This is a genomic window from Streptomyces sp. NPDC096323 (assembly GCF_040302845.1).
In the GTDB taxonomy this organism is placed as follows: domain Bacteria; phylum Actinomycetota; class Actinomycetes; order Streptomycetales; family Streptomycetaceae; genus Streptomyces.
On sequence record NZ_JBEOSI010000006.1, the window covers coordinates 246,978 to 267,554 of the forward strand.

At 72.5% G+C, this 20,577-nt stretch carries 13 protein-coding genes; 1 reads left to right on the forward strand and 12 read right to left on the reverse strand.

Going from position 1 to position 20,577, the window contains the following annotated elements; translation table 11 throughout:
• Window positions 1–286: 286 nt before the first annotated feature.
• Window positions 287–2,866, reverse strand: coding sequence for a GmrSD restriction endonuclease domain-containing protein (locus ABTX18_RS18755; protein WP_352123807.1), 2,580 nt, complete (start codon window positions 2,864–2,866; stop codon window positions 287–289).
• Between the two features lie 83 nt (window positions 2,867–2,949).
• Between ABTX18_RS18755 and ABTX18_RS18760 the strand changes: the two genes are divergently transcribed.
• Window positions 2,950–3,150, forward strand: coding sequence for a hypothetical protein (locus ABTX18_RS18760; protein ID WP_352123808.1), 201 nt, complete (start codon window positions 2,950–2,952; stop codon window positions 3,148–3,150).
• Window positions 3,151–3,329: 179 nt separating this feature from the next.
• Here ABTX18_RS18760 and ABTX18_RS18765 read toward each other — a convergent pair whose 3' ends face one another.
• From ABTX18_RS18765 to ABTX18_RS18815, 11 genes are all read right to left on the reverse strand, one after another.
• Window positions 3,330–3,938, reverse strand: a complete 609-nt coding sequence (locus ABTX18_RS18765; protein WP_352123809.1) for an SLATT domain-containing protein — start codon at window positions 3,936–3,938, stop codon at window positions 3,330–3,332.
• Window positions 3,939–3,988: 50 nt separating this feature from the next.
• Window positions 3,989–5,413 (reverse strand): hypothetical protein, encoded by a 1,425-nt coding sequence (locus tag ABTX18_RS18770; RefSeq protein WP_352123810.1) that lies wholly within the window; start codon window positions 5,411–5,413, stop codon window positions 3,989–3,991.
• On the reverse strand, window positions 5,413–6,723 hold the full coding sequence (locus ABTX18_RS18775; RefSeq protein WP_352123811.1) for a nucleotidyltransferase family protein: 1,311 nt from the start codon (window positions 6,721–6,723) through the stop codon (window positions 5,413–5,415). Before ABTX18_RS18775 ends, ABTX18_RS18770 begins: the two co-directional genes overlap by 1 nt.
• Window positions 6,699–8,327 carry a hypothetical protein gene (locus ABTX18_RS18780; RefSeq protein ID WP_352123812.1) on the reverse strand — a complete coding sequence of 543 codons (1,629 nt, stop codon included), beginning with the start codon at window positions 8,325–8,327 and terminating at the stop codon, window positions 6,699–6,701. Before ABTX18_RS18780 ends, ABTX18_RS18775 begins: the two co-directional genes overlap by 25 nt.
• A gap of 277 nt (window positions 8,328–8,604) precedes the next feature.
• Window positions 8,605–12,084 (reverse strand): WD40 repeat domain-containing protein, encoded by a 3,480-nt coding sequence (locus ABTX18_RS18785; RefSeq protein WP_352123813.1) that lies wholly within the window; start codon window positions 12,082–12,084, stop codon window positions 8,605–8,607.
• A gap of 215 nt (window positions 12,085–12,299) precedes the next feature.
• Window positions 12,300–12,830 (reverse strand): NUDIX domain-containing protein, encoded by a 531-nt coding sequence (locus ABTX18_RS18790; protein WP_352123814.1) that lies wholly within the window; start codon window positions 12,828–12,830, stop codon window positions 12,300–12,302.
• Window positions 12,831–12,881: 51 nt separating this feature from the next.
• A complete protein-coding gene (locus ABTX18_RS18795; protein ID WP_352123815.1) occupies window positions 12,882–14,222 on the reverse strand; it encodes an NsdA family TPR-like regulatory protein in 1,341 nt (446 codons plus the stop codon).
• Between the two features lie 430 nt (window positions 14,223–14,652).
• Window positions 14,653–17,163, reverse strand: a complete 2,511-nt coding sequence (gene pheT, locus ABTX18_RS18800) for a phenylalanine--tRNA ligase subunit beta (protein ID WP_352123816.1) — start codon at window positions 17,161–17,163, stop codon at window positions 14,653–14,655.
• A complete protein-coding gene (pheS, locus tag ABTX18_RS18805; protein WP_352123817.1) occupies window positions 17,163–18,290 on the reverse strand; it encodes a phenylalanine--tRNA ligase subunit alpha in 1,128 nt (375 codons plus the stop codon). Before pheS ends, pheT begins: the two co-directional genes overlap by 1 nt.
• A gap of 125 nt (window positions 18,291–18,415) precedes the next feature.
• Window positions 18,416–19,564: a sensor histidine kinase gene (locus ABTX18_RS18810; protein ID WP_352123818.1), complete on the reverse strand. Its 1,149-nt coding sequence runs from the start codon at window positions 19,562–19,564 to the stop codon at window positions 18,416–18,418.
• 120 nt (window positions 19,565–19,684) lie between these two features.
• Window positions 19,685–20,527 carry a TrmH family RNA methyltransferase gene (locus ABTX18_RS18815; protein WP_352123819.1) on the reverse strand — a complete coding sequence of 281 codons (843 nt, stop codon included), beginning with the start codon at window positions 20,525–20,527 and terminating at the stop codon, window positions 19,685–19,687.
• Window positions 20,528–20,577: the final 50 nt, after the last annotated feature.

Below are 20,577 nucleotides of genomic sequence, written 5' to 3' on the forward strand. Positions count from 1 at the left end.
GAGCGACGGCGCGGATGCGGGGGCCCGGAGCCCTGAGCTTTTCAGCGTTGTCGCAGCCTTCCCTGCTTGTACTGCGAAAACTCCTTCGGATCTCCCGCCGACAGGGCTGAAAGCCCCTGGTGACCCGGACCCCGGACCCCGGACCCCGGCATCACGAGACCGTGAGCGATCGTGTTGCGTGGTGCTCGACCGTACTGCCGAGTGACGCTTCAGAGCTCCGCGTCTCAGCTCGCATACGCGACACCCCAACATGCGAGCCCACGCGTCCCAGGGCCGCAGTCAGGGCTCAGGACATGTCCCTGCCGGCCCAGCGGTCGCGGAACCAGGTCAGGGTCTCGGCCAGCGCGTCGCGGTTCCCGTCCTTCTCCAGCACGGCCAACCGGAAGTTGGGACGCAGGTCCAGCTTCCCCTCCGGGATGTCGACGCCGTCCAAACCGTTGACGCGGCCGAGGAGCTCCGCACGCAGTGGGCGGTCGGTAAAGGGCTCGCGGGTGGCGAGGTGCTGGAACACCACCTCCACCGAACCGCCGCGTCCACCGCCGGGGTAGAGCACCAGCGGCCAGATCCCGGCGCCGGGGAGACCTGCCGCACCCAGCATCAGGAAGGCGCTGGTGGTGACCTGGCCGGCCCCATAGCCGACCCAGCCGCCCAGCTCCTCCCATCGGGAGAGGAGAGTACGCACCGCGCCCACCGTCTCGGGGGTGTCGTCCGCGGCAAGCTGGCGGAGGAACCGCTCGGCCCGAGTCTCCCCCTCCAGCTCCGCTCCGTCGCGCCCCGCCGCCACCGCGCCCTCCGAAGACTGCTCCTGGTCGGGATCGGCCAGCAGCAGTGCCAGGTCGGTGCTGGTCAAGCGCTGCGCGGGGTCTGCGGCCCCGGTCTGGGTGAAGTGGATGCCGTCGGCGTTCAGTCGCGCCCGTACGTCCTCGCCCTCCGGCTGCGGGCCGGCCCAGCGGAAGCCGTCGGCGATCCGGCCCTCCGCATTGAGGACGCGGTAGGCCTGCACGACGCCTGCGGTCTGGGCGAGGTGGTTGCCCACCGCCTGGGCGCCGGAGCCGATGTACGCGGCGAGGTCGCCGTACGAGGTCCAGGTGCCGTGCGGCAGGGCGGCGAGGACCTGGTGGACGAGCTGCCAGTCGCGGCTCCGCTCGGCTCGGCCCACCCCGCGCAGCGGGGACGGCCAGAGCGCGAGCGCCCGCTCGGCCAACTCGTCGGCGCGGGCGCCGATTTCGCGGGCGCCCCAGCGGTCGGTGGCGGCGATGCGGCGGTTCATCTCCAGGTGGCTGCTGTGCAGCAGGTCCTGCTTGCGGTCGAAGGGGTGGTTGGAGAGCTCGGAGTTCTGGGCGGTGAGGGTCAGGTTGCCCAGGGTGTGCTGCAGTCGGGCGTGCACGTCCTGTGGGGTCTCGCCGTCGGTGGCGTCCTCGGCGAGAACGTGGAGCCAGTCGTCGCCCGCCGACTGCGGCAGGACGTGCTCGATGGTGAGTTTCGCGGCGGCGAAGTCCACAGGCTCGGGGTGGTCGTAGCTCTCCTCCAGCCGCTGGAGGACGAGCTTGCGCTGCTCCGGCCGGCCGTACAGGTAGAAGGGCGCGGTCCTGAACTTCTCGCGCAGTTCGTCGTCGTCGGGCCAGTAGCGGTTGGTGGCGGAGAGGAGCTGGCGCAGGCCGTCGGCGACGGGGACGTCCAGCGGGAGCTGGGCGGGCACCGACTGGAAGATCCGGTTGAGGTTGTTCGGCGGTACGCGGCACACGGTGCGGCGTACCAGGAAGCTCTCGATGTAGGACAGGGCGCGGGCCGTCTCCGCCGAGTCGGTCTCTCCACGTTCGCGGCGGTCGAGCAGCAGCATCAGCGCCGGGTACGTGGCGGCGGCCTCCCAGGTGTCGAGTCGGCGAAGGTGGGCACGGACGGCCGGATCGCTCTCCTCGTCGGGGCGGACCACCTTGCGGAAGTGTATGGACCGCCGGTGCAGTTCCTTCACGTACGCCTCGATGTCCGCCTCTCTGACCTCGGTCTGCTCGAAGCGGTGCTGCTGAGCCGCGTACAGGTCCTGGCGGCGGACCCGGTCGTCGCCGTCAAGCACGAGCTGCAGCCACATGAGCTGTTCGAGCTCTTTGTTGCTCAGGCTGGCCTGGAGCGGCAGCCAGTACGTCTCGTATACCAGTTCGCCACGGGTCGGCAGCCGCATGAAGAGGTAGTTGCGCAGCAGGTCGGCCTGGCTGAGCTTGAGGCCGGTGTTGTTGAGGGACTCGAAGATGCGGTGGACGTTGTCACCGGCCTCGGCGGTCACCGCGACCAGGGTGAGCCGGGAGGTGATCGCCTGCTCGATCCGGAGGACGTCCTGCAGGTCGGTGGGGTCTTCCGCCTCGACGAGCTTGCGGCGGAAGAAGCGGTAGGCGACAGAAACGTTGTCCCCCGCCGCCTGCCCCTCGTGGGTGCCGCGGATGTGCGCGGCGTAGTGCGGCCGGTCGGCCTGGGTGGGCAGGAGGCGGAACCGGTCGTTCTCGTTCTTCCGCTTGTTGATCAGGTATTCCTCGTCGATCCGCTCGGCCTCATCCGGTTGGCTTTGGGCGAGGTGGTCCCGGATGGCGGCGAGTGCGAGGGAGATCGTGGTCAGCCGCTGCTGGCCGTCGACCACCAGCCAGCGAGGAAACGTCGCCTCGTTCTGCGGGGACGGGGCAAGCACCACGGAGCCGAGGAAGTGCGCGCTCGCTTTCTCCCCGGTCTCCAGCAGGTCCACCTGATCGAGGATGTCGCTCCACAGCTGAGCCAACTGCTTCTCCGTCCAGGAGTACGTCCGCTGGTAGAGCGGCACCTGGAACTGCTGAGCCCGCCCCTGCACGAGGTCGGCGAACAGCGTCTCTTTGGCCTGCACAGTGGTACCCGCTCCCCTTGGATTCCCTCGACCCCACACCCATACGCCCCGCACAGTGGTGCCTGGAAGACCGACAATAGGGCGTGCCACCAACGCTCTTCCGCAAAACGATCGAGATCGGGCGACGAGACGTGGGAGCGGCGACGAGCAGGCCGGCCGGCGCCGTGGTCCTCGCGGTCGTCTTCTTCTGCCTGTTGCCGATGGCGGACTCGGCGCCCTTGCTCATCGCCCTTCAGCTGCCGAACACCATGTGCATCGCAATGATCACGCGTGTCCCGATCTGATGGTGCAACAGGACGTTCCCGGCGGAACCGGTGCGGTGTCCGCGTCCGCGCCCTTCTCATCCACCTTCCCGTTTGCCCAGCTGCTGGCCAGATCCATCACCGGGGTGGTCGCCGCGCAGGCGGGTACGGCAGCGGGGTTGCGGTCCGGACGACCGGGCTCAGGTCGTCGTGAGGTCTGGTCAGAGATGTGCGGGCCCGTCGACGGTGTAGGTCTGGCCGCCTGCGTTCAAGTTGGCCCGTGCCTTGCGGTAGGCGCGGCGGCTGGGCGGATCGGTGCCTGCGTTCTGCTCGTCGCGGCGGGCGGTCAGCGCGGCGAGGGCCTCGCGGGCTTCCGCAGAGGTCCAGTCGGGCAGGTCGATCTCGCGGCGCTGCCGTGCCGCCGTTTGGATCGACAGGTAGACGTTGGCCGCAGCGACGGCCTGACTCGCCCGTTGGGATGCGTTCACGGTGGTGAGGACCGCGCCGAGGCCCGCCGACAGCAGCGCCAGGATGCCGGCGGCGGTTCCGCCGGTGGACTCCACGAGGGCGGTCGTCCCCGCCACGGCGGCCAGCAGAGTCGCGGGCAGGCCGAGCGCCCAGTGCGTCGCCCGCCAGCGCTTCCCCTCCTCGAACTGGCACTGGGCGCTCCACATCGCGCTCTCCTCCAGTCGGCGGAATTCGGCGTCGAAGGCTCGGAGGCGGCTCGCACCGCCGTCGGTGACGGGCTCGGACGCCCCGGCCCCAGGGGGGCCGGGGCTGGTGGCGGACGGGTTCGGTGCCGAATCTGTACCGGCTGCTGAGGTGTCCACCCGCCCACGGTAGCCCGGCCGGGCACGCCGACGAGGTGGAACGTCCGCTTCTACGTGGGGAGTTCCTGCTCGTACGCAGCCAGCGCGGCGTGCGCGGGATGGCGCGGCGGCAACCCGTCGACCAGCTCGTGCCAGCGGGCAGGACCGATCCGTTCGTTGGCCCGCAGCGAGGCGAGCAGTTCCTTGGGGAACACTCGGTCGAGGAAGAGCAACGGAACGGGCGGTCCGTCCAGGTCCACGTCGAACTGCCCCGCCGCGGCGGGCACGGCGATCCGTCCGTGGAGCACCGGACCGGCGTCTTCGAGCACCATCCAGTACCGCCCGCCCCCCGGCGCTCCGGTCGCCTCTCCCACCTGCCGGAGCAGCACGGGCTGACACGGCGGTCCTTCGGCGGCGTCCACGGCCCGGCCGCCGCCGTTGCCGGCCGCCTCCGCCGCGAAGACGTCGATCTCCATCTCGACGGTCACCCGTCCGCCGCGCGTGACGGTGACCTCCGCCTCGACCGGCCCCTGCCTCAACGCTGTGCCCACCCTCCCTTCGTCCTCCTCATCGGCGGCGCGGAGTACGAAGGTGGAGTCCAGCCGGGCCCTGAGCGCGAGGTCGTCGGCCTCGGCCCCGGGCTCCGGGGCACTCAGCCGGGCGGCGGCGAGCCACGCACTGTGGTGGAGGGCGGGCATCGCGCCGATCCGGAGGGCGAGCCCGGCCAGCGCGGCGCGCGCCGCCGGGGGCAGTCGTGCCGTATCCACCGTCAGCAACCCGGTGAGCAGGGCGGACGCCTCCCTTCCGAACCAAGGGCCGGGGCGTACGGTGCGGAGCCCGGCTTCGAGGACGGACAGCGGTCCGGCAAGCGATGTGGCGGCCGGAGTGAACCAATGGCGCAACTCCCCGTACGGGGCGGGGCGCGGCTCCCGTCCGGAGCCGGTCCCGGTTCCGGCCTCGGACTCGGCCTCAGGACCGGGCTCGTCGAGGAGGGCGGAGGCCGCGCGGGCGGCGGCCTCGACCCGGTGCCATGGCAGACAGTGGAAGAGGGCCGCCGGCGCGGTGGTCTCCACATCGAGCCGGTGCAGCAGGAAGTACCGCAGCTCCACGCTCTCGTCGGCGAGCCGGTTGACGGTCGCCGGGTCCGCGGGGGCGTCGGCCCACCGTTCCTCAAGCCCTGCGACCAGGTCCACGCCGCCCGCCGAGACCTCCACGGGGGCGCCCCGGTCGTCCAGCTCGACCAGGAGGGAGCCGTCCGGCGCGCGCAGGCTGAGCGCCCGCACGGGAACACCGCTCTGTCCCCGCACGACCGCGTCCGCGCGGGTCCACCCGTGCGTGTGAAAGCGCGCCGCAGTCCGGGCGTCGGCGCGCTCGTCACCGTCGTTGATGGGGCCGAGCAGCCCGGGCGCACCGGGGGTGTCACCTGGCTCGAACCGGGCGACCCAGCCGCTGAGGGGCCGGTGCGTGGGGACGGCGCCGAAGTCGGCTCCGGGCATCACAGGCCCCTTCTTTCGTCGTGGTCGGACCCGAAGGACCTGTCCATCCGTCCCCGTAGGTCAGGCTCTTCCCGTACGTCGAGCCGGTCACGCTCGTCCGGCCGCTCGCGTTCGGCCGGGTGGGCGGGTACGGCCTTTGGGGGCGGCGCGACCAGTCGGTCGAGGAGGCCGCACATGGCCGGTCCGTATCCGCGGAGCATGTGGGTCTGCGCGGCTGTCGGTCCGCCCGGTACGCACTCTCCCCACAGGGCAGCGAGCCGCGACGAACCAGCAGGGCCGGTGTCGAGCCGCGCGGCGAGGTCCGAAGGCAGGTGGGCGGCCCAGGACCGTAGTGCGGTGGTGTCCAGGCCGGGCCGTGTCTCCCAGCGGATCAGGAATTTCGCAGCCCGCAGGAGGAGTTCGGCGCACACGTCGGGGCGCGCGGGGCTGTCCGGCAGGACGAGCCGCAGCAGGGGCGGTGTGGCTTCGCCGCCGTGTCCGAGGTCGGCGAGGGCCCGCCCGAGCGGGTCGAGTACCAGCCGTCGTACGGGGTCGTACAGCAATGTGTTGATGGTGAGGTCGCGCTGCCGGGCGTCCTGGAGCAGGTCGGTCCCTGTCGCCGGATACGGCATGCCGGTGAGTCCCAGGCCCCGGTAGTCCAGGGTCCGCCGGTCGCGGCGGACTGTGAGGACGGAGCAGACGAGGGAATGCCGGCTGAACCGCACGGAGAGCTCCGCGCTCTCGCCGTCGACGGTGGTGAGCACCTCGTCGACGAGGGTGTGGAAGGCGCCTGCGGGCGCGGTCCCCGTGGCGTCGAGGTCGTACGCCCTGGCGTCGGCGGCCGGGGTGCGCGTCGTGCCCGCTACGGCTCCCTTCACCAGGTCGCGCGGAACCCCGCCGACCAGCCAGAAGCCGTGACCGTCGGCAGCGAGCCGGTCGACGAGGGCGCCGAGGTATCCGGGGGCGTCCGGCCCGTACAGCAGTCCTTCGAAGGCGGTGACGAGGCTGGTGCCGACGACGTCCGCGTGGTGCACTCGCCCGTCGTCGAGCTGCTGGTACGGGAGAGGGCCCGTCCGCTCCAGGGTGGGATGGTGGGCGGGGTCGGCGCTCCGCGCGGGCGGCCCGCCCGCGCGCTCGTCGCCGTCGAGGAGCAACCGGTCTCCAAGGTGGGCAGCGCCGGTCCCGGCGTCACGCGCCGCGGCGTCATTCGCGTCGGACGCGGCGCCGTCGACATAGCCGAAACCGAGCACGCGACGGCCGCCGACGAGGTCGCCGGTCAGGATCGGCCCGGCACCCGGCCGGTCGTTCATCCCGCCGCCACGCCGGTCCACAGCGCCTTCCCCTTCCCGTCGGTCCGTACGAGGAGCGGGACCACGGTGGGGCTGCCGCCCCAGCTGATGTAGACGATGCCGCCGTAGTCGACATCGTCCTCGTCGGGCCGCAGACCGAGCACAGCAACGTCCCGGAGTTGCTGCGGTGTGCAGGTGATGTCCTGTTCGGGTTCATCCACGCAACTGCGCAGCCCTGGATACATCAGCCCGTCGTCACCGTTGCGCCCGGGGTGCGCGCGGACGGCGCGCAAGACAGCCGCCGCACCGCCCTCGCCGCGGATCCACTCATGCACCTGCGGCCGGCAGGTGCCGCACAGGGCGACGAGGCGCGCGGTGTCCCGCCTCACGGCCGCCTCCTCCATCTGCCGCACCAGTCGGACCACGGCCTCGGGCAGCTTCCTACCGTGGTCGTCCACGGCCGTCACGGCTGCGTCCGGCGGCTGAGGGGCGGCGGCGGGCGCCCCGGCCGCAACGGTCTCGGCCGGGGTGAAGGTGAAGGCGGACACCCTCTTGCCCAGCGGCTGCTGCCGGCCGCTCGTGGTCAGGGTCAGCGTCCCGGTGTAACCGTCGGCGCCGGACGGCGCCTGCATCAGGCCGTCGGACGAGTAGTCCGCGGCGAGCCTGGCGACGCGTCCGTCCGCACCGAGCGCGATCCCGATCATGCCGGTGCCGAGAAAGGTCCGGACCCCGTCCCTCAGGTAGTAGGAGACGAACCTTTCCGGGCCGAGGACTTGGCAGCCCCCCAATGGGCCGTAGGTGACAGTGAGTCCGTCGCCGGCCCAGGCGAATGAGGTGAGAGAGCGTTGCCGGTCGCCGATGAGAGCCCGCCGGAAGGCGGCGTCCTGCGGCAGGTGTCGCACGGGCTCGTCGGCGGTGCCGCCGGAATGGGTGAGCAGCGTCGACCTCGTCCAGCACGCGCCGCCGCTGTCGGAGGTACCCCACGCGAGAGCCTTGCCGTCGGGGGCCCGCAGAGCGTCGGTGAACGTGGAGGGCTTCTTCTCCGGCAGCAGCCCACGTACGGTGCCGCGCCGGTCGACGGCCGACACGACACCCTGGCCCCGGGTGACGCCCGGGGCCTCGGGCAGTACGCCGAAGACGACCACGTCGTCGGGTCCGCCATCGGCAAGCTGGGAGTATGCCCCCTGGCCCTTGGAGAGCGGGACGCGGCGCGTGCGTTCGGTCGGGTGGCCCGGCGGAAAGAGGGCGAGCGAGGTGCCGTCGGCGGCCAGGGTCGCCAGGTCCCTGCCGAGGAAGCCGACACCGTGGCAGGGGCAGGGCTGCGAGTGCAGCCTGCCCTTGGCCACGTCGTAGATGTGGAGCTCGCCCGTGCCGTCCGAGCCCTCCCCGTCGAGCCAGGCCAGGCGGTCCGCGTCGGGCGACCAGACGACCTCGGCGGGTGGGTGGGCGCCGGTCCGGGCGGCGAGCCAAGTACGGCCGGCCGCGTCGGCCAGCATCACCGCCCGCTTCTCCGGCTGCACGAAGGCGATGACTGGCCGGGTGCGCTCCGGCCCGGCCCCGGTGGCGCCGGCGGGCGGGCGGGTCCCGGCAGGGGCGGCGCCGTCGTCGGTCGCCGTACAGCCCAATGCGGCGAACAGTGCGGCCACCAGGAGGGCCGCGATCCGAGGGCCCGGCGGACGCCCGGTCCGACGCGTGCGCCGACCCGGAAACGGTCGTGCCCGCCGTGGGCACGCCCTCCCGCCCCCCAACGGCCCGGCCGAAAACAACGCGTTCACGGACGGGGGCGCAGCCACGGGCAGGAACGCGCGTCCGGGCACCGGTCCGTCCGGCCGAATCGGGGGCACTCGGCCCGGCAGTCGTAACCCGAGCAGCCGCCCCGGAAGAGGAGGGCGGGAAGGACGGACACGTGGCATGGCGGCGGCCTCACTTCTTGTCTGAGCACAGATCGATGTACGGCTCGGTCGGGCCGACGTGGTCGAGCCATTCCTCCTTCGTGAGCCCCGAGCCGGCCCAGCGGCACAGCACCTCGCCCCAGTCGATGGCGCCCACTCTCCAGAGCTCGACCGGCCCGGCGGGCCGGTCGCCCTCCCGGCCGAGCGGTGACCGAGTGATTCCGGCCAGTACCTCGCCGTTCGGCGACCACCGCAGGTGGAGGATCTCGTCCGTGCCGGAGACTCGCAGCTCCGGCAGGGCGAGGTCGCCCGTGGCCGCGTCCCGGACGGTGACCCGGTCCGCGTACCCGACCGCGACCTGGCCGCCGTCGGGCGACAGCGCGATCGAGGACGGCGCCGTCACGGCGCCCGTGAGTCGCAGTGGCGGGGCCGTCTCGCGCAGGTCGGCGTCGAGAAACCGCACGGTGTTGCCCGGGCCGAGCAGTGCCACCCGCGAGCCGTCCCGGCTCCAGGCGAACCGGTGGACTCCCGGGGCATCGACCGCCTTGGTGGTGCGGTTCACGAGGTCCACGAGAACGAGGCGGGCGTCGTCGGCACCGGCCCGCTCCAGAGCGAGGGCAAGCGGCCGGCTCTCATGCAGGGTCAGGCCGAGCCCTTCGCTCGGGCCGAGCGGGACGGTGCCCACCGGTTTCCAGGTACGCGTGGACCACAGATACAGGGGCCCGTCGACGTGCCGGGCCACGAGCAGGTCCTCGCCCGGGACGAAGCCCACGCCGACGACGATTCGGTGGGCACTGGAGGTGGTGCCGCGGTCGGCGCCGGGCGGCTGCAGGTCCCGCAGCCAGGTCCCGTCCCGACGCCACACCACGATCCTGGCGGCTCCTTGAAACTGTCCGGCGGTGGCAACGTACCTGGGGGAGGAAGCCGCGTCGTTGATGAATTGGCCCCTCGACTTGTACTCCGCGAGGGTCGGGTACTCGGCCATGGCGGGGTTCTGCCGATACGGGAGAGGTTCCGGGCGCACCCTGAGCAGACCGTAGGAGAGTCTTCCCATGACGTCGGACAGCAGCAGCGAACCGTCCGTGTCGAAGGTCGCGGTGCTCGACGCTTCGCCGGGGAGCATTCCGAGCGGCCCGGGGCGGCGGTCCAGCACGCCTACCCAGCCGTCGTGACCGGCAGCGACAACGGTGAACAACTCGCCGACGGCGGCGGCGCTCGCCGCTCCGCCGCGGGGCCGTTCCAGCCCTCGGCTCGACGCCGCGTCGCCGCCGGTGCCCAGGGGGACCAGTGCGGTGCCTCCGTCGCCCGCGATGACGACGCTTCCGCTGTGCTCGATCATCACCCTCGGCTGGTCGGCCAGTGCGCCGACGGGATAGTCAAGCGGTCGCTTCCGCTGCCGGTCCCAGGCGAACACGCCGCGCGGGGTGGCGACGACCACGACTTCGTCGTTGGCCCCGACGGCGGTGGCCCGGCCCGGCAGGTCCTCGTCCGATATCTCCGACTCGACCTTGTGGGTGTCCAGGCCGACCGAGACCACCTTGTTGTCGTCGAGGAGGAGGACCGCCCGCTCCTCGCCCGGCAGTTGGCCGGAAGCCGGCCCGCTCGGAGCTACCGCCGCATCGACGACCCGCCAGCGGCCCTGTGAGGCACCGTCCGGCCCCGACCTGCGGCAGCGGGTCTCCTCGCGCGTGAGTACATCGAACTCGGCGATCGTGCCGTCGTTGCGCACCTCGACCAGCCGGTTCCCGAGCTCGGTGAACGCGGTCGCCACCCGGTACGTGTCCGGGCCCGCGCAGCTCGCCTCCGGCAAGGTTGCGAGCGGCTCGGGCACGGGTCCCTGAGCCGAGTACAGACGGATCCCGTCCCTGGCCTCGCCGGCAAGGAGTCCGGCCTTCGCGTTGAACAGCAGCTTGCCGACCTCGGCCGGGACCTTGCCCAGCGCCTTGCCGGTCCGCAGGTCCCACGACTTGAGGTAGGGATCGTCCCCCGTGGTGTACACCCGGTTCCGTTCGTCGTCGACAGCGACGCCGTCCACGCTGCCTGGGCTCGCCTTCCAGGCCAGGCGCAGACCGGAGTTGGTCTCCAGGACGTCCCGCATGGCCTGCTCGGCCCTCGGGGTGCCAGGGTCGATCCGCTCCCCGGCCAGCGCAAGCAGCCCCGCCAGCCTGGGCTCCGTGCCGCGCCGCGTCAGGGCCTCGGTGACGAGGTCGGCGGCGAGCGCCTCCCGCGCGCGCTCTTCACCGCGGTCCCAGAACAAGTACGCCATCACACCGACGATCAGAACCAGCGTGGTCAGGATTCCGACGGCCGGCACCCCGACTCGCATGAAGGCGTGCGTGTCCAAGGTACGGGCGGCCTTCGCGGCCTCGGCAACGGTCCCGACAGCCTTCAGCCGGGCCGCCCGGTCGCCCTTCCATATCTCTTGAGCCTTCAGCAGATCGCCCTTCGGCAGGACCACGGTCTGGCCATTACCGGCCACGCGAAGCTTCCTGTCGTAGCCGCCGACGCCGCGCAGTCGGCCTTCGGCAGTTCCATCGAGCGCGCCGACCAACGCGGTCCGCGGATTGATCCGCCGGACGGTCACGACGCGTCGGACGTGTCCTGTGTTCTGTCGTCGCGCTTCGTCCAGGAGGACGGCGCAGGCGCAGCCGAGGGAGGAGTCGGTGACCATCGCGGTGACGCCCTCGTTGTCGGTGATCGACCAGAGGACGGTTCCGCCGACCCCGCTGCCCGCCGCCTTCCAGGCGTTCCGTAGGGAACCGTGGAACGCCGCGTTGGCGCGGAAGCCCGCCATGGTACGGGGGTCGGGGACGAGCGCGGGCGGCCCGTTCGGCAGCACCGCCATGCTGAGGGTGCCGCGCACCCCGGTGTCGCCCCCGTCGAAGAGCACGCTTGCCGACGCCACCGACCGGGGGTCGGGCAGAGCTCTGTCGAGCGTCAGCAGCCAGAGCAGGACGGGCAGTGCCAGGTCCCGGTCCTCCGCGCCGAGCCCCTCGACCAGCCGCCGGATCCGCGCCGGGTGTCCGGCGGCCTTCGTCAGCGGGGCGAGGCCGGACAGGAAGCCGTGGAGATCGGACGTCTGGCCGTCGGCGGGCGGCAATTGCGCCCAGGAGTGACGCAGCCAGCGCATACCGACGGCCAGCTCGTCCAGGGCCCGCTGGGCGTCGTCCACCAGAGCCAGCCCCATCGCGGCGGAGGCCCGCAGCGCCTGGGAGAGGCCCGGCTCCGACTCCCTCGCCGGGCGGTACGGCGAATGGCCCGCCAGGGCGACGACGCTGGTCTGCGCCGTTGCCCTGGGCGTCAGGAGAGCGTGCACCTGGGTCCGTTGGTCCCGCAGCACGCGGAGGGCGGCCACGTCCTCGGCGGCCACCTGCGCGCACAGGTACTCGAGCGTGGGTTGGGCGGCCGAGAGCAGCGCCTGCTGTGCCAGGGTCCGGTCGCTGCCGAGCGGCAGCCTCGGCCCGTCGAGTAACGCGCCGACGTCCAAAGGCGCGGACGGCTCATCAGCCATCGTCATTCCCCCTCGCACGGGCACAACCGGCGGAATGGCGCCACCCCCGGTACAGGAGGACATAGTGGCACTTGGAACACCCGCACGCAGGGGAGTTGGGGTGTCCTGTGGCGTAGAACCGGATCGCCTTCTCGTAGTCCCACGAGTGGGTTCCCCGACCCGCCCGCGCGGGTGAGGGGGCCGTGGGCGCCCCACCCGCGCGGACGGGTCGGTTTTCACCCCAGCCGTAAGTGGTGGAGCAGCATCAGCCCGGCGGCCATCCCCGCAGCCGGGACCTCGCCGCGGGCGATCATGTCGGGCACCAGCTTCAGCGGTATCCACTCACGGCGCGAGGACTCGAAGCCGTCGACGGGGTCGCCGGTCCAGCCGGCCTCCTCGCCCCAGTAGAAGTGGTGCCGGGCGTCGGTGAGCCCGTTCGACGGTTCCACGGTCAGCAGCGGGCGCAGGGGGCCGGGGCGCCAGCCGGTCTCCTCCTCCATCTCCCGGGCCGCCGCGGCCGCCGGCTGTTCTCCCTCCTCGACCACTCCCGCGGCGAGCTCCCAGCCCCAGCTGTCGGTGATGAACCGGTGCCGCCACAGCAGCAGGACCTCGTTCGCCTCGTTGACGACGGTGGCCGCCGCGACGGCGCGGAGCCGGATCACGAAGTGGTCGAGGTGGTGGCCGTCGGGGAGGACGACATCCGCCAGATTGACCCGGAACCAGCGATTCTCGTACACAGTCTGTTCGTTCAGGCTCGTCCACTGCACAGTTCTGCCACCTTCTGACTAGTAGGTGGCCATATCGCAGCAGAACCCGACTCACAGCGGCACCCTCAGCGCCCCGTCGACGAGATCCGCGGCCCGCTCCGCCTCCGCGCTGCCGCTCGCGACCAGGTGCTCCCGTACGGCCCGCAACCGGTCACGCAGCCGCTGCGACTCCATGCCGCGAGCGTGCTCCGCCATTTCCGCCGCCGTGACCGCCGCCCGGTCTGCCTCGCCCTGCCGCAGGTCGATCGTGGTGAGCATCGCGAGGCGGTGGACACGGCCCCGGTCGTGCGCGGGCGCCCGCACCGCCGCCGCGGCGTGCTCCCTGGCCGCCGGGAGGTCCCCCAGACGCAGCAGAGCCTCCGCCACCTGCACGTCGACCAGTCCCGGCTGGACGTACCCCGTCTCGTCCGGCTCCTGACCGGGCAGGATCCTCGCGGCCTCGGACTCGGCGCGGCGGATGCACCGCATGGCGCCGGTCCGGTCGCCGAGATGGGCGTACGCCTTCGCCTGCATGGCGTGGAGGTCGGCCGCGAGCGCGGGGGTGATGTCGCGTCCCGCGGCCCGCAGAGCCGCCTCGGCGAAGGCGACGGACTGCCGGAAGTCGGCGAGGAAGAGGGACTGGTTCACCAGCAGGGCGATGACATAGCCGCCGAGGCCCCGGTCCCCGCTCGCCTTGGCCAGCCGCAGCGCCTGGTGGAAGTAGCGCTGGGCGAGACCGTGCGCGTCGGAGTCGTACGCGCAGATGCCCGCCACGGCCACCAGAGCGCCCGTGGCGCGGTGCAGTTGACGCCCCATCGCGTCGCTGTAGCCGCCGCGCAGCAGCGGGGCCGTCTCCGCGTTGAGAAAGCCGACGATGCGCGAACGCGTCGCGATTCCGCCTGCCTTGCGGTACATCAGTTCGTAGTGGGCACGGGCGGCACGCAGGGTCGCTATGTCCGCCGGGCCGACCCGTTGCGGGCCGGTACGGGAGACGTCGGCGTCCTCCGGCGGGTTCTCCCATTCCCAGACGGGCATCACCGCGGGGGTTCCGGTGACGGCGGGCGCGGCGACGACATGGGGGCGCTGCTGTTCGTCGGAGCGCCACAGCGCGGTGGCCCGCTCCACGAATCCGGTGAGCGAGGAACTCTGGACGGGCCGGTGGCCGCCGTGGGCCGCCATACCGATGTCGTCGAGCGAGACGGCCCTGCTCAGGCGGTTCCCCAGCACTTCGCAGATCAGGTCGGGCACTTGGCCGCGCGGGCGCTGGCCCTTCAGCCAGCGGGCGACGGCCGTGTGCTCGTAGCGCAGGCAGAGCCCCCGGGTGCGGCCGGCCTGGTTCACATGTGCGGCGAGTCCGGCCCGGGAGACCCCCGCCTCGTCGATCAGGGCCTCGAGCAGAGTGTTGGGCTCCATTGCCCCCATTGCCCCCTCCGATGGGTCGGCACGCCAGGACGTGTCGCCCAAGTGGAGCACGATTCACACGGGGTGTGAACGGAATGCCCGAACCGTCCCGCCGCGCACCCTGTCGCACCGGTCCGAGGATCGCTTGACTGAGTCCCTCGCAAGAGGCGGCCGGGTCGTCTGCTCCCCCTCGTACAGCACGACGACCCACCTCCGCGCCGTCCGCTCTGCCGACCTGCCCGACACTCCGTGGCAGCGCGGACGGCGCCGGATCGCACGACCCACTGCCCATGGATCGGAGGGTTGTTGCGGGGCCGGCCGGGAACCGGGTCCTCCCCGGGCCGGGCCGTAGCCCGCGTGCGGTCCCCCGCCTCCGGGCGAGCGCACAGGAGGGGCGTATCCGGTGGCCGGATACGCCCCTCCTCAGTGTGCGGGTGCGCCGTTACGCGCCGCGCAGCACCGCGCCCGTACGTTCGGCGGCCAGGGCCACCGCCGTGTCACGGGCGGCGCTCGCCTCGTCGACGGTCAGCGTGCGGTCGGCGGCACGGAACCGCAGGGCGTACGCCAGGGACTTGCGGCCCTCGCCGATCTGCTCGCCGGTGAACACGTCGAACAGCCGCAGCGACTCCAGGAGTTCACCCGCTCCGTCGCGCAGCGCCCGCTCCACGTCGGCGGCGGGCACGTCCTGGCCGACGACCAGGGCGACGTCCTGGGTCGCCACCGGGAAGGCGGAGATCCGCGGCGCCTGGAGGGCGCCGTCGACGGCCCGCTCCAGGACGTCGAGCTCGACCTCCATCGCGCAGGTGCGCTCGGGGAGGTGGAGCTCCTTGATGACGCGCGGGTGCAGCTCGCCGGCGTGACCGAAGAGGGTCTCCTCGCCGTCGACCGTCACATACAGCGCGGCGCAGCGGCCCGGGTGCCAGGGCGCGTGCCGGTCGGCGCGGACCGTGAGGTCCACACCGGCCTCACGGGCGATGGTCCGGGCGGCCTCGACGGAGTCAGCCCAGTCGGCCGGGCGGCCCTTGCCCCACCAGCCGGCCTGCTCGCGGGCGCCCGCGAGGACGACGGCGGCGCGGCGCGGCTGACGCGGCAGCGCGGCGTCGAGGGCGGCGATCTCCTCGTCGGAGGGACGCCGGTCGACGGGCAGCCGGACGGGCTTCGTCTCCTGGCCGGTGGGCCGGAAGACGAGACCGGTCTCGAAGAGCGCGAGGTCGTGGCTGCCCCGGCCGTCGTTGCGCCGCAGTGCGCCGAGGAGGCCCGGCAGCAGCGTGGTACGCAGCGACGGCTCCTCGTCGGAGAGCGGGTTGACGAGCTTGACCGTGCGGCGGCGGGCGTCGTCCGCCTCCAGGCCCAGCTGGTCCAGGACCGCCTCGCCGGTGAACGGGTAGTTCAGCGCCTCGACGTAGCCCGCGCCCGCGAGGGCCCGGCCGATGCGGCGGTGCAGCCGCTGGCGGTCGGTGAGCCCGCGGCCGGACGGCGGCGTCGGGAGCGTGGACGGGAGGTTCTCGTAACCCTCCAGCCGGATGACCTCTTCGGCCAGGTCGTTCGGCTCGCCCAGGTCGGGCCGCCACGACGGGGCCGTGACGAGGAGCTCGTCCTGCCCGTAGACGTCGCAGCCGACCTCCTGGAGGCGGCGCACGACGGTCTCGCGGCCGTACGCCACACCGGCCACCTTGTCCGGGTGGTCGGCCGCCATCGTGATGGTGCGGGGGCCGGACGGGGCGGTGACCTCGGTGACGCCGGCCTCGGCGGTGCCGCCGGCGAGCAGCACCAGGAGGTCGACGGTGCGCTGCGCCGCCGCTGCGGCGGCCTGCGGGTCGACACCCCGCTCGAAGCGCTTGGACGCCTCGGAGGCCAGCTTGTGGCGGCGCGCGGTCCGGGCGATCGAGATCGCGTCGAAGTGCGCGGCCTCGATGACGACCTCGGTGGTGTGCGCGCCCTCGGCGGCGTCCGCGATCTCGGTGTTGGCCCCGCCCATGACGCCCGCGAGACCGATCGGTCCCCGGTTGTCGGTGATGACGAGGTCGGCGGCGTCCAGGACGCGGACCGTGCCGTCGAGCGTGGTGAGCTTCTCGCCCTGCTCGGCGCGGCGCACCCCGATCGGACCGTCGATCCGGGTCCGGTCGTAGGCGTGCAGCGGCTGGCCCAGTTCGAGCATGACGTAGTTGGTCACGTCGACGGCGAGCGAGATCGGCCGCATGCCGGCCTTCTGCAGCCGGCGCTGCATCCAGATCGGGGACCGGGCCTCGGGCTGGAGACCGACGACGGTGCGCGCGGTGAAGCGGTCGCAGCCGATCGGGTCGGCGACCTTGACCGGGTAGCCGTACGCGTTGGGCGCGGGCACGTCCAGGAGGGCCGGGTCGCGCAGCGGCAGGCCGTACGCGATGGCGGTCTCACGGGCGACGCCGCGCATCGACAGGCAGTAACCCCGGTCGGGCGTGACGGCGATGTCGAGGACCTCGTCGACGAGCTGGAGCAGCTCGATCGCGTCGGTGCCGACCTCGTGCTCCGGCGGCAGCACGATGATGCCGTGCGTGCCGTCGTCACCCATGCCGAGCTCGTCGGTGGAGCAGATCATGCCGTGCGAGGTGTGGCCGTACGTCTCGCGCGCGGCGATCGCGAAGTCGCCGGGCAGCACGGCGCCGGGCAGGACCACGACGACCTTGTCGCCGACGGCGAAGTTACGGGCTCCGCAGACGATCTCCTGCGGCTCACCGGTGCCGTTGGCGGTGCCGACGTCCACCGTGCAGAAGCGGATGGGCTTCTTGAAGCCCTCCAGCTCCTCGATGGTCAGCACCTGTCCGACGACCAGGGGGCCCTTGAGGCCGGCGCCGATCTGCTCGACGGTCTCGACCTCCAGGCCGACGGCGACGAGCTTGGCCTGTACGTCACGGCCGGTCTCGGTGACCGGCAGGTCGACGTACTCCCGCAGCCAGGAAAGCGGGACGCGCATCAGATCTCCATCCCGAAGGGCCGGGTGAACCGGACGTCGCCTTCGACCATGTCTCGCATGTCTTCTACGTTGTGGCGGAACATCAGCATGCGCTCGATGCCGAACCCGAAGGCGAATCCGCTGTACTTCCGGGGGTCGACGCCGCAGGCGATGAGCACCTTGGGGTTGACCATGCCGCAGCCGCCCAGCTCGATCCAGCCCTCGCTGCCGCAGGTGCGGCAGGGGCGGTCCGGGTTGCCGACGGACTCGCCGCGGCAGACGTAGCAGACCATGTCCATCTCGGCGGACGGCTCGGTGAACGGGAAGAAGTTCGGCCGCAGCCGGGTCTTCATGTCCGGGCCGAAGAGCGCCTGGACCATGTGGTCGAGGGTGCCCTTGAGGTCCGCCATGGTGAGGCCCTCGTCGACGGCGAGCAGCTCGATCTGGTGGAAGACCGGGGTGTGCGTGGCGTCGAGCTCGTCCGTCCGGTAGACCCGACCGGGGCAGACGACGTAGACCGGGGGCTCGCGGTCGAGCAGGGTGCGGGCCTGGACCGGCGAGGTGTGGGTGCGCAGGACGACACCGGACTCGTCGTTCTTCGCGCCGTCGGCACCCTCGACGAAGAAGGTGTCCTGCATCTGCCGGGCCGGGTGGTCGGGCACGAAGTTCAGGGCGTCGAAGTTGAACCACTCGGCCTCGGCCTCGGGGCCCTCGGCGACCTCGTAGCCCATGGCCACGAAGACGTCGGCGACGCGCTCCATGATGGTCGTCAGCGGGTGGCGCGCGCCTGCCGGGGTGCGGTCGTACGGCAGCGTGACGTCCACCGCCTCCTCGACCAGGACCCGGGCGTCACGCTCGGCCTCCAGCTCCGTCTGGCGGGCCGCGAGGGCCCTGCCCACGGCGGCGCGGGCCTGGCCCACGCGTTTGCCGGCCTCGGCCTTCGCCTGGGGCGGCAGGGCGCCGATCTCGCGGTTGGCGAGGGACAGGGGCGAGGTGCCACCGGTGTGCGCGGTCTTCGCCTGGGCGAGCGCGTCGAGGTCGCCCGCGGCGGCGAAGGCGGCGAACGCCTCGTCCCGGATGCGCTCGATCTCTTCCGGTTTCAGTGCCTCGACCTCGACTGGGTCGTACGACTTGTTCGGTGCCGACATCTCTTCCCGTACTTCCGATTGGCTGGTGGCGCGGCCCCGCTCGACGACTGGAGGACGCAAAGGTGCCAAAGGTCGAGTCTAAGGGTCACAGGATGCGGGGGCCGCCCGTGGGCCGCTCCGGCTCTCTACTTCATGTAGGCCGGGGTGCTCACGGGCAGAATAAATCGGAACTCGGCGCCGCCCCCGGGGCCGCGGCCGACCGTGATCGTGCCGCCGTGCGCCTCGACGATGCCCTTGACGATGTAGAGGCCCAGGCCGGTGCCGCCGCGCTTGCTGCCCCGCCAGAAGCGGGTGAAGACGCGGCCCATCGACTCCTCGGGGATGCCGGGGCCTTCGTCGCTCACGGTGACCGCCGTTCCCTTCTCGTCGCTCTTGGCCGGTGCGGGTGCCACCTCGATGGTGACGGTTCCCTCGCCGTGGCGCACCGCGTTTTCCAGCAGGTTGCCGAGCACCTGGTCGACCTTGTCCGGGTCGGCCCACACGGCGGGCAGCGGCTGGCAGGTGCGGACGAGGAACCGGCCGGGTTCCTGGCCGGACGCGGTGAGCGCCTGTACGTGCCGTTCGACGGCGGCGGAGAGGTCCACGGGCTGGCGGCGCAGCTCCAGGCGCCCCGAGTCGATCCGGGAGATGTCCAGGAGCTCGGTGATCAGCCGGGTGACCCGGTTGGCGTCGGCGTCGACGGTCTCCAGCATCAGCCGCTTCTGGTCGTCGGTGAACCGCTCCCACTTGGCCAGCAGCGTGGCCGTGAAGCCCTTCACGGACGTCAGCGGCGAGCGCAGCTCGTGGGCGACGGTCGCGATGAGTTCGGCATGGCTGCGTTCGTTGCGGCGGCGGGCCTCGGTGCCGCGCAGGCTGACCACGAGCCGCCGTACGGGGCCTTTCGGGCTCTCGCGTACGTAGCGGGCGGAGACGAGCACCTCGCGGCCGCCGGGCAGCAGGAGGTTGCGTTCGGGCTGGCCGACGCGGATGGCGAGGCCGTTGTAGGGGTCGGTCAGCTCCCACCAGCGGCGGCCCTTGAGGTCCTCCAGCGGCAGTACGTGTTCCAGTGGGCGGCCGAGGGCGGCGGCCCGGGGCACGGCGGTGATCCGTGCGGCGGCGGAGTTGAAGCCGATGACCCTGCCGGTCTCGTCCGCGACGACGAGCCCGTCGGGCAGGTCGTCCGGGTCCAGTGCGTGGCCGCCGGATCCGATGCCCGCGGCGGCGGTCTCCGGGTCCTCGGCGGCGCGCACGACGGCCGCATGTGCCGCTCGCGGTCCGCTCATGCCGACAGCCATTCCCGTACCCCACCTCTCGAACCGGTGCAGTGGGCCCCCGAGTTCGTCACCCTACTAGTCACCGGTGACGGAGCGACACCCTGCGGGGCCGTGCGCCCGGGGCGGGGGGTGCGGGGTGGTTCAGCCGTCGCTGCGGCGGGGGCGCTGGGCGCGTGCGGAGGCGTACAGGCAGACGGCGGCGGCGGTGGCGAGGTTGAGGCTCTCCGCCTTGCCGTGGATCGGTACGCGCACGACGGCGTCGGCCAGCGCGCGGGTCTCCTCGGGCAGGCCCCAGGCCTCGTTGCCGAAGACCCAGGCGGTGGGCCCGCCCATGGTGCCGGCGTCGAGCTCGTCGTCGAGGTCGTCCTCGCCCGCGCCGTCGGCGGCGAGGATACGTACGCCCGCGTCCCGCAGCCCCTGCACCGCCTGCTCGACGGGCACGCCGACGGCGACCGGCAGGTGGAAGAGCGACCCGACGGAAGCCCGCACGGACTTGGGGTTGTACAGGTCCACGGAGGCGTCGGTGAGGACGACCGCGTCGGCGCCCGCGGCGTCGGCGCAGCGCAGCACCGTACCGGCGTTCCCAGGGTCGCGGACGTTCGCCAGGACGGCGACGAGCTTGGGCCGTGCGGCGACGACCGACGCGAAGGGCGTGTCCAGGAAGCGGCAGACACCGATCAGGCCCTGCGGGGTGACGGTCTGCGACACGTCGGCCAGGACCTCGCTGTCGGCCAGGTGCACCCGGGCGCCCGCCGCGTGGGCGGCGTCGATGATCGCCTCGTAGCGCTCGGCGGCCTCGACGGTGGCGAACAGTTCGACGAGGGTCGGCCCGCCGTCGCTGCCGCGATGCTCCGCGGCCTCGCGCACGGCCTGAGGCCCCTCGGCGATGAACATGCGCTCCTTGCCGCGGAAGTTCCGCCGGGCCAGCCGCCGGGCGGCGGCGACGCGTGGCGATCGCGGGGAGATCAGTTCGGGGGTGCCCATGTCGGCGGCGAGCCTCTCTGGTGACGAAGGTGCGGGGTCTGCAACGCACC

What these genes read in the sequence shown, in the direction of transcription:
- pheS (WP_352123817.1), bottom strand. Translation starts at nt 18,290, where the DNA reads ATGTCGGCACCGAACAAGTCGTACGACCCAGTCGAGGTCGAGGCACTG.
- ABTX18_RS18770 (WP_352123810.1), bottom strand. Translation starts at nt 5,413, where the DNA reads ATGCCCGGAGCCGACTTCGGCGCCGTCCCCACGCACCGGCCCCTCAGC.
- ABTX18_RS18795 (WP_352123815.1), bottom strand. Translation starts at nt 14,222, where the DNA reads ATGGAGCCCAACACTCTGCTCGAGGCCCTGATCGACGAGGCGGGGGTC.
- ABTX18_RS18810 (WP_352123818.1), bottom strand. Translation starts at nt 19,564, where the DNA reads ATGGCTGTCGGCATGAGCGGACCGCGAGCGGCACATGCGGCCGTCGTG.
- pheT (WP_352123816.1), bottom strand. Translation starts at nt 17,163, where the DNA reads ATGCGCGTCCCGCTTTCCTGGCTGCGGGAGTACGTCGACCTGCCGGTC.
- ABTX18_RS18785 (WP_352123813.1), bottom strand. Translation starts at nt 12,084, where the DNA reads ATGGCTGATGAGCCGTCCGCGCCTTTGGACGTCGGCGCGTTACTCGAC.
- ABTX18_RS18815 (WP_352123819.1), bottom strand. Translation starts at nt 20,527, where the DNA reads ATGGGCACCCCCGAACTGATCTCCCCGCGATCGCCACGCGTCGCCGCC.